This is a genomic window from Treponema socranskii subsp. socranskii VPI DR56BR1116 = ATCC 35536 (assembly GCF_000468115.1).
Lineage (GTDB): Bacteria > Spirochaetota > Spirochaetia > Treponematales > Treponemataceae > Treponema_D > Treponema_D socranskii.
The window spans coordinates 172811-180454 of sequence record NZ_AVQI01000084.1 but is presented as its reverse complement, the minus strand read 5'-3'; the positions used below and the strand labels follow the sequence as shown (position 1 = coordinate 180454).

Below are 7644 nucleotides of genomic sequence, written 5' to 3'. Positions count from 1 at the left end.
TTCGCAATCGTAACGGACACTTCGATCGCATCGTTCATCCCCTGTACGGACGAAGTGTAGGTTCCGTTTTTAATCGATTTACCGCTACAGGAAATAAGGCTCACAACGGCAAACGCGATCAACGAGGATAAAAGGATTGTTCTTTTTTGCATTATCCATACCTCCAAATAATAAGTAATCAAGCGTCATTTTATGTACCGTCTTCTTTATTTATAGTATGACCTCAAAGAGCATTTGTCAAGAAAAATTCGGACATTCTCCGTAAATTTATTAAAAATTTGCGCTTAGTTTTCTACAATTTTATTTATTTTTTTAAGTCGACATTCACATTATTAATTAATTATACGTTTTATACGCTCCGGATTTTTCCGCAGCGTATTTCTATTCGGCATATTTTTGCCTCGGCCGATGAAAAAATCGATTTTCCGGCAACTTACGCGCGGTATGCAATACGTCTCCCTTTATCCGCTTGCGCATAGCGCAAGCCTGCCGCGCGTATCTTCTGTTTTACACTGCTGCGAGCGCGCGGTCGACATCGGCGACGATATCTTCGACGTTTTCAAGTCCGCAGCTGAATCTCACCAAGCCGCCGTCGATTCCCGCCGCCGCAAGCTGTTCGTCTGTGAGCTGCCGATGCGTCGAAGAGGCGGGATGGAGCACGCAAGTACGGATATCGGCGACGTGAACTTCATCGGTTGCAAGCGAAAGAGAATCCATAAAGCGCACTGCAGCCGCTCGTCCGCCTTTGATGCTGAGCGCAATGACGCCGCTCGTCCCCTCAGGCAAATATTTTTTTGCAAGCGCATGATTTGCGTCTTCCGCGAGCGCGGGGTACGTCACCGATGCGATCTTATCGCTTTTTTTGAAATACTCAGCAAGCGCGAGCGCATTTTTACAATACTGTTTCATCCGCAGCGGCAGCGTTTCAAGCCCCAAATTCAACAAAAAGGCCGAATGCGCCGACGGATAACAGCCGAAATCGCGCATGAGCTGCGTCCGCGCTTTGACGATATACGCCGCTTTGCCGAATTCTTTCGTATAGGTGAGACCGTGATAACTCGGATCGGGTTCGCAAAAATCCGCAAAAAAACCGCTCGCTTTGTACGCCGCTTCCCAATCGAAATTGCCGCCGTCTACAATGACGCCGCCGCACTGAACTGCATGGCCGTCCATGTATTTTGTCGTCGAGTGAACGACGATGTCCGCTCCCCATTCGATCGGACGGCAAAGTATCGGCGTCGCAAAAGTATTGTCGATGATGAGCGGAACGTTCCGCGCATGAGCGGCTTTCGCCCACGTTTCGAAATCGAATACCGTAAGCGAAGGATTGGCGAGCGTTTCTCCGAATACCGCTTTCGTATTCGGCTTAAACGATTTGAGGATCGTATCGTAATCGGCGTCGGCGGAAACTTGAATACATTCGATGCCGAGCTTTTTGAGCGTAAAGCAAAAGAGATTCGTCGAACCGCCGTAAATCGCCGAACTTGCGATAAAGCTGTCACCGGCCGAGCACAGGTTTAAAATCGAAAGCAGGGAAGCCGCCTGCCCGCTCGACGTCAGCATTGCCCCGACGCCGCCTTCAAGATCCGCGATCTTTTTTTCAACGGCATCACAGGTCGGATTCGCCATCCGCGAATATATGTATTCCGTCGGTTTGTCGAAAAGAGCGGCGACATGATCGCAGGAATCGAATTTATACGTCGTACTCTGTACGATCGGCATAACGCAGGGCTCGCCGTTTTTCGGCTCATATCCCGAATGCAGGCATTTCGTTTCGATATTCATAGCTTACTCCTGTGAAAATAATATAAAAAACCGTACATCCGCGCGGCACGCGATCAAATCGATTGCATGCCGCCGTCCGCACACGCGTTTTAAAAATACAGGCGCACTCCGCCGGAAACGATAGCGCCGAACTCCGTCGGATATTCGCTCGAATTCGCAACGTGATAGTCGCGCTTTTCGTTGTTGTTCGGAATCCCGTCGATTACGGTAAAATAGCTGTAGACAAAGCCGACGTCGCCGTATACCGTCAACGGTACTTTGAACTTGCGAAACGAATATTCTCCGCCGATTTTTACGATGTGGAACCACTGATACGCCCCGTCGTGCAAAAAATATTTGCGCATACTTTCGCGCTCACCGGGATCGAGCTCCGAATACTGAGAGCTGCCGCGCACCGCCTGACTGCCGTATTCCGCGCCGTGCCTGATAAATTGATATTCTATATGCGCTTTAAGCGCGGCAAGCGGCGAAGCTTCGACGCGGACATTCAGTTCGTCCGAATTCGGCGGAAGATAATAGCCGATATTTTCGCCGGCGGTCATGTACGCTTCCGAAATATAGTGCGAATACCACGGTGTGTAATTGATGGCGTGGTGCGTATAGCAGTAGGGTTCGATCTTCGTGTAGCGGCATGCGACCGTCATAAACGGCAGCAGCGGAACATTCGCTTTTACACCGACCTGCGTCGCGTACATATCGCGCGTCGCATGAATAAAATCGCCGAGCAAACCCGTCGAACGACTCAAACCGTTGAATTCGTCGAGAAAGAGCGACGCCCATACGGTACCGATTTTCGGATACGTAAACGCGATATTTCCGAACAACGCGATATTGTCCAAGTCGCCGATATTGTTTTGATAAAAAACTTTATCCATGAGAGGATACAGATAGCCCAATTCGAAACGCTTCGGCCAGATAACCGTCGTGCCGAAGTCGGCGTGCACGTATTTGAAATTACATTCGAGCATCGCGATCGAATAGGCGTTTTGAAAAAACGATTCGTTTGAATATTTTTTGCTGTAATCTTTTTGGCTGTTGTAGATATCGCCGACGATATAATCGCTGTTCGGGAATTCGAGGATGCCGGTAAGCGTCGAAAGCGAAAACCAGCTGAACGGCGAAAGTTCGGCTTCGAAAGCGAGAAAAGGATGCGCGTAATTACTGAACACGAGGCTTGCGCCTTTGTCCATGGCCGCCCATTCTCGGTAGATGCGCCCGAAGCGCAGGAAGATTTTATCGTCGAGGAAACCCGCCGCCATTTCCGAATTGATTCCGAAACCGAGCGCACCGTCGTCGCACCAGCCTTCAAGACCGTTTGCCGATAAGTCGGCGACCTTATACATGGAGCCGTCCCATGTTTTGTGATGCGAAAACGGAAAAAACGCTTTATTCGCATAGGTTTTGATATACCTTTCGCCGATGCCGTCTTCGGTTTCCGTATACCACCACTTTCCGATACTGTACGTTCCCTGATTTTGCAGCACGGCGCGCGACGCATTGCCGAACAAAGTAAAATCGTACGAAAGATGCGTTCCCAAATCACCGCGCAGCGAAACGGCCGGACGAATCGTAAAGCCCCACTGATCGTCGTTCTTATCGGTATAGATGCCGCCGGAAGCGAAGACGTCCGCTTTAAACGTGACATCGACCGTCGTCCGAATCTTTCCTTTTCCTTCATAATAATACGCGCCGCGCATAGCGTCCCTGCCGGGCATCCGCTTAAACTCTTCGAGCGTATCGTACAGGATTTCCTTTTCCGTTTGCGACAGGAGCGGAGAATCGGCTGCGTCGGAAGCGGCGATGATTTCATTGATCGCGTTTATGACCGTCTTTTCCGAATAGGGTTTCACTTTCGAAAGCGAACGGCACAGGCCGCGCAGTTCCGCCTGTGCGATAATCGAATAAATCGGATGCTCTACGGGAACTGCCGCATACGTCTGCGCGAAAAGCATCGTTCCCGAAGCCGCGAACAGTACGGCACAAAAGGCAATAAACAATAATCGCTTCATAAAAACCCCTATATCACACCTCTATAAAACTCAATCGATAATTTCGCCGGTGATAATTTCATCGATTTTTTTTACCATGCCGCCGATGCCGTCCGAAACGAGGGCGGCGATAAACGGGCGAGCTATGATGACTTGCGACGCTCCGTAAAAAAGCGCGGTTTGTATATCATGACGCGTTCTGACGCCTCCGTCAACCCAAAGCGAACCGCAGTATTTTTTCAGCTCCGCTCCGTAGGCCGCGAGAAATTCCGCCGTACTTCCTTCGCGCGTATCGATGCGCCCGCCGTGATTCGAAACAAACGCGATATCGGGCTTTACCGCCTTTACGAGTTCGACATCTTCTTTGCAAAAGATTCCTTTTATCGCATACGGAACGCCGACTCTTTTTCTGATTTCGGCGATCTGCTCCGGCGTTTTCTTTTCCAAATGCACGAGATCCCGCATCGTTGCAATATTGTACGAATCGATATCGTTTCCGATGATTTCCACAACGCCTTCGGCGGCGGCAATGCGCTCGAAAAGTTTTTCGTTCGGATAAGGTTTTAAAAATACGGCCGCTTTCAATTCCGGTTCGACTTTTTGCAATTTCCGTACCGCATCGAGCCCGTAGTGCAGTTTATAATCGGGATAACCGTCCCCGACACAGAGACCGATTCCCGCATTCCAAGCGGCGGAAAAATACGGCAGATAAAAATATTCCTCTTTTTCGAAGCCGATATTCTGCACTGCGCCGGTAACCGGCCCCACACGCACGGCGCGAGCGTCGATCGGCGTCGATAAAATCGCGTCGAGCGTTCCGGCGGATGCTGCCTGTTGTCGAAGGGTTTTCCAACCTTCGAAATTGAGCTTGAAATTTTTATTATTATTCACGCCGCCCATGCCGGGCACCTGTCCGATGCAGCCTCTCCCGTCGCACACGGCACATACGGCGCATTTAAATTCAAATCGATTTTCCACAGTACCCACCTGTTTCCGCATTATATACGAAACGGTGAAAGTTTTCCACTAAAACGGAACGGCTAATCTACCGATACTGTTAATATGGAACCGACTTTTGAGACAAACCCTGCTTTTCTTAGATTTAAATTGCGATGGGAGTATAGATGGAACGTTTGAATAAGCCGAAGTACGCTGCCGGCATGCTTTTACTGCTGCTTGCCGCGTTTTTTTCCGTTTCGCTCATGCTGCAGCCTTTCGATTTTATCGCATACGGTGCGGGGTTTGGAAGCGTTTTGTTTTTGCTCGGCGCCATGCTCTTTTCGGTATACGGATTTTCAAGCGTCCTCGTTCCCGCTTTTTTATTTTTTGCAGCGATGGCGTGCTTTTCGGGAAAATGGACAAGGCGTAAAACGATGCGGCTTTTGACCGCCGTCGTTCCGTTTTTTACCGCCGTACTTACGGAAGTCATCTGCAAATCGATCGCGGAATTCAGCTCCGATTTTACCGGCATAAAGATCGGCATCACGATTGCGCTCGGCGCCATGCTTATCGTTATAGAATGGCTCGGAGCGGGCATCATCGCCGATAAAATCGCGAGGGCGGCAAGCGAAACAGGCGGCGAAGACGATGCGTATACGGCGGGCAGAGAGATCAATAAACTTGCAGAAGAAAACGCCGGCGCAGATAAAAATACGCAGACGGGCAACGATCTCTCATCCCCGTTTGAAACCGTCTTCGACAATACAGCAGACAGCGATGCGGACAAAAAAGACGATGCGGCATCGGTTATCTCGGAAGCGGAATTTACCGCGCTCACCGCGCATGACGATGCGCCGCTCGACGAAATCGAAGAGCTTGCATGGCCCGGCTTTCCTGCTGAAGACGATACGGATGCATTTGCGAAAGATGATGACGGCGCACGGCAGGGAAATAACGGCGGCAGCATATTTTCCGAAAACGACGATGCACCGTTTTGGGAGAGGGAAAACACCCTGCGTACAAAAAGAACCGACGCAGCGGCAGACATCGAACCGACAGACGTTCTGCCGATAGAAGATGAGGAAGAGCTGCCGGAAGAAGAAAATCTCTCCGATGATTTTTCCGAATCCGAAGCATTATTAAATTCCGAATACGATTTGCCGCAGCAGGAAGAAAACGGTACTTCGCTCGATCCCGATTTTTTCGACATCGATATGAATGCGGAAAGCGTCGAAGAAACGAACGACGCAGGCGAACGGGAAATGCCGAGAGGCCTCGCAGAAAGCATATTCAGCGATATGGACGAAGACGTGCGCAAAGACGTATCGCATTTTAACGATGCGCTTACCGTCGATAGCCCTGTCATTCAAGATGCGAGCGTTGTGTCGACGGCACGTGCCAAAAACACAAAAGAAGAGCTCGAAGAGTTTTTCAACGGCGGCAGCGATGCTGAAAAAATCTCTCCTCCGAAACCGGAACCGGTAAAAAAGCCGAAGCCGAAAGGGCCGTATAAAATTCCTACGGAATTATTAACCGAATATCAAAACGATCAATACTGGATCATCGACGACGAAACCAAACGAGCGTCGGCCGAACTTAAAGAAACACTCAACGAATTCAACATCGAAGCGGATATTATCGGCATAAAAAAAGGGCCGGTCGTCACGATGTTCGAATTGCTTCCGGCGCCGGGCGTTAAGCTGAGCAAAATCGCGGCATTACAGGACAACATCGCGCTGCGCCTTGCGGCAAGCAGCGTCCGCATCGTAGCTCCTATTCCGGGGAAAAAAGCGGTCGGCATCGAAATACCGAACAAAGAACGCAGCATCGTCAGCTTTCGCGAAATCATCGAAAAAGACATGAGCGAATACAAAAAGATGGCCGTGCCGGTTATCCTCGGAAAAGACATTCTCGGAAAACCGCAGATCATCGACCTCGTAAAAACGCCGCACCTTTTGATCGCGGGAGCTACGGGCTCGGGAAAATCGGTATGCGTCAACAGCATGATCCTTTCGATTTTGTACAAACGGTCGCCGCAGGAAGTAAAGCTCATATTAATCGATCCGAAAATCGTCGAACTGAAACTCTACAACGATATCCCGCACTTGCTCGTGCCGGTCATCACTGAATCGAAAAAAGCGTTTCAAGCGCTGCAGTGGGCACTGTGCGAAATGGAGCGGCGCTATGCGCTTTTGGACGGCATGGGCTGCCGCGATGTGGCGAGCTACAACAAAAAGATCGAAGAAAAACACATCGCAACGGAAAAGATTCCGTACATCGTGCTGATCATCGACGAGTTTGCGGACTTGATGGCGACGACGGGCAAAGAACTCGAATCGACGGTCGCCCGGCTTGCGGCGATGAGCCGCGCGATCGGCATCCACTTGGTACTCGCGACGCAGCGTCCTTCGATCGACGTCATCACCGGATTGATAAAAGCGAACATCCCTGCGCGCATCGCATTTATGGTCGCGTCGAAGATGGACAGCCGCATCATCATCGATCAAGTCGGTGCGGAAAAATTATTGGGCAGAGGCGATATGCTCTATTCGAGCGCCGTCAACCCGTTTCCCGTGCGCATTCAAGGAACCTTCGTAAGCGATCAGGAAGTCGAAGACGTCGTTGAACACGTAAAAAAATACGGAGAACCTGAATACATCGATGAAGAGATTTTCGTGCCGGATGACGAAGAAGGCGCGGAACCGAGTTTATTCGACGGCGAAGACCCGCTGTACAACCAAGCGCTTGACATCGTCGTACAGTCGGGAAAAGCGTCCGCGTCATACATCCAGCGCAGGCTTAAAATCGGCTACAACCGCGCAGCGCGCCTCGTCGAAGAGATGGAAGCCCGGGGTATCGTCGGTCCTGCGAACGGCAGTAAACCGCGCGAAATCATTCACGTACCGTAATACGCAATTCTTCCGCCGCGTTT

General features: G+C 50.5%; 4 protein-coding genes. 1 reads left to right on the top strand and 3 read right to left on the bottom strand.

Translation table 11 applies throughout. The annotated features are described in order from the left end of the window. Positions 1–507: 507 nt before the first annotated feature. The 3 genes from HMPREF0860_RS13050 to HMPREF0860_RS13040 form a co-directional block, all read right to left on the bottom strand. The gene (locus HMPREF0860_RS13050) at positions 508–1785 is read right to left on the bottom strand and encodes an O-acetylhomoserine aminocarboxypropyltransferase/cysteine synthase family protein (protein WP_021330577.1); all 1278 of its coding nucleotides are present in this window, start codon (positions 1783–1785) and stop codon (positions 508–510) included. Between the two features lie 89 nt (positions 1786–1874). After that, complete coding sequence (locus HMPREF0860_RS13045; RefSeq protein ID WP_021330538.1) at positions 1875–3794, bottom strand: hypothetical protein; 1920 nt, start codon at positions 3792–3794, stop codon at positions 1875–1877. A 30-nt stretch (positions 3795–3824) separates the two neighbouring features. Next, the gene (locus tag HMPREF0860_RS13040) at positions 3825–4751 is read right to left on the bottom strand and encodes an alpha-hydroxy-acid oxidizing protein (RefSeq protein ID WP_021330508.1); all 927 of its coding nucleotides are present in this window, start codon (positions 4749–4751) and stop codon (positions 3825–3827) included. Positions 4752–4897: 146 nt separating this feature from the next. Between HMPREF0860_RS13040 and HMPREF0860_RS13035 the strand changes: the two genes are divergently transcribed. Then, on the top strand, positions 4898–7621 hold the full coding sequence (locus HMPREF0860_RS13035; protein ID WP_021330516.1) for an FtsK/SpoIIIE family DNA translocase: 2724 nt from the start codon (positions 4898–4900) through the stop codon (positions 7619–7621). Positions 7622–7644: the final 23 nt, after the last annotated feature.